The organism is Geodermatophilus sp. SYSU D01176 (assembly GCF_054050015.1).
In genome coordinates this window covers 1-1,705 of record NZ_JBJGYN010000112.1, presented here as the reverse complement: position 1 = coordinate 1,705, position 1,705 = coordinate 1, and the positions used below count along the sequence as shown (strand labels likewise).

Sequence of the window (1,705 nt, the reverse complement as noted above, 5' to 3'; positions counted from 1 at the left end):
GGTCGGTGCCCGAGCGGGCACCGACCAGGACGCCGCTCAGGCGGTCTCGGGAACCCGCAGGTGGGCGAGGACGAGCTCGAACTCGGCCACCTCGAGGATCCGGCTGCCCACCGCGGCGGCGAACTCCTCGCGGACTGCCGTGGCGTCGGTGCGGGAGCGTTCCAGGGTCTCCCGGTCGGCGTAGGTGACCGAGCCGGCGCCGCGCCCCTCCCAGCGGTCGACGAGCAGACTGGCGCTGCAGAAGCCGTCCATCTCCTCGAGCCGGGGCAGCAGGCTCAGCCGGTAGGCGTCGAGGACCTGCTCCACCCGGTCGGGGTCGGTCCGGGTCCAGGTGACCCGGGTGCACGCACCATCCGGCGCCTCGTGCAGCCGGTGCAGGACGGCGATCTCCCACGACTGCAGCTCCGCGGGCCCGCCCAGGATCTGGGCGAAGCGGGCCTGCAGCGGCCGCAGCTGGGCACCGGTCGCGGTCAGGGCGGCCTCGTCGGCCCAGGACGTGGTGGCGATGCAGCGCCCGGTGTCCCGGTCGGCGAGCATCGACAGGCCGACGTAGCCGGGCAGGCCCTCGACGGCCGGCATGACCTTGTCCCGCAGGAAGGCGACGCCGTCGTCGACCAGGACGGGGTCGCCGTGGACGGTGGTGGTGCGTGCGTACACGCATGTCTCCTCTCGGCGGGGCCGGCCGGGCCGACCCCGGCCGGGCCCCGCTCAGTTCACGCGGTCTCGGGGACCCGCAGGTGGGCGAGGACGAGGTCGAACTCCCGGACGTCGGTGACGGCCAGGCCCAGTGCCGGCGCGAACTCGTCGCGCAGGGCGCGGGCGTTCTCGCGGGTCTGGATCATGTCCTCCCGGCTGTCGTAGGTGACCGCGGAGACGGCCATGCCCTCCGCCGCGTGCGTCATGAGGCTGACGCTGCAGAAGCCGGCGAGGTCGTCCAGCCGCGGCATCAGGCTCATGCGGAAGCCGTCGATGGCGCGGTCCATGCCGTCGGGGTCGCCGCGCAACCAGGTCACGCGGGTGCAGGCGCCGTGGTGCGCCTCGTGCCGGCGGTGCATGGCCGACACCTCCCACTCGTGCACCTCCACCTCGCCGCCGCCGAAGACCTCCATCGCCCGGTCGCGCAGCGGTCGGACCCCCTCGGCGCTGGCCTGCATCGCCTCCCGGTCCCGCCAGGACGTCGTCACGATGCACATCCCGGACTCGTGGTCGGCGAGCATGGACAGCCCGATGCAGCCCTCCATGCCGCGGACGGCGGGCATCACCTCGTCGCGGACGTACTCCGTCCCGCGGTCGACCGACTGCGGGTTGCCATGGAACGTGGTCGAGCGTGCGTACACGGCACCGCTCCTCTCCAGGACGGTGGGGTCACGAGACGGCGGTGCCCCGGCGGCATCGCCGCGTCGCTCAGCGTCCTCGCGCGGGCAGCGCGAGGCAACGCCCCGCTGCGCACCCACCGTGACGACGTCCCGCCCGGACCCGGGTCCCGCCCTGAGCCTGCGCAGGGCGGGACCCGGCCGGCCCCCTGCAGGGTCCCGCGCGAGCGTGCGAGCGGTGGGGGGCAGGGGGTCCTTCCCTCAGTGCACGTGGCTGATCTCGGCGGAGATGGTGGTGTCCTCGCCGTGGCCGGTCCTGACCGCGGTGTCGCCGGGCAGGGTGAGCAGCCTCGACCTGATCGAGGTCAGGATGGTGGGCTTGTCGCTGTAGG

2 protein-coding genes are annotated in these 1,705 nt (G+C 74.1%); both read right to left on the bottom strand.

Features of this window, described 5'->3' with window-relative positions; translation table 11 throughout:
- Positions 1–36 precede the first annotated feature (36 nt).
- On the bottom strand, positions 37–657 hold the full coding sequence (locus tag ACI78Z_RS24950) for a hypothetical protein (RefSeq protein ID WP_457039226.1): 621 nt from the start codon (positions 655–657) through the stop codon (positions 37–39).
- Between the two features lie 56 nt (positions 658–713).
- Positions 714–1,337: an antibiotic biosynthesis monooxygenase gene (locus ACI78Z_RS24945; RefSeq protein ID WP_457039225.1), complete on the bottom strand. Its 624-nt coding sequence runs from the start codon at positions 1,335–1,337 to the stop codon at positions 714–716.
- Positions 1,338–1,705 lie beyond the last annotated feature (368 nt).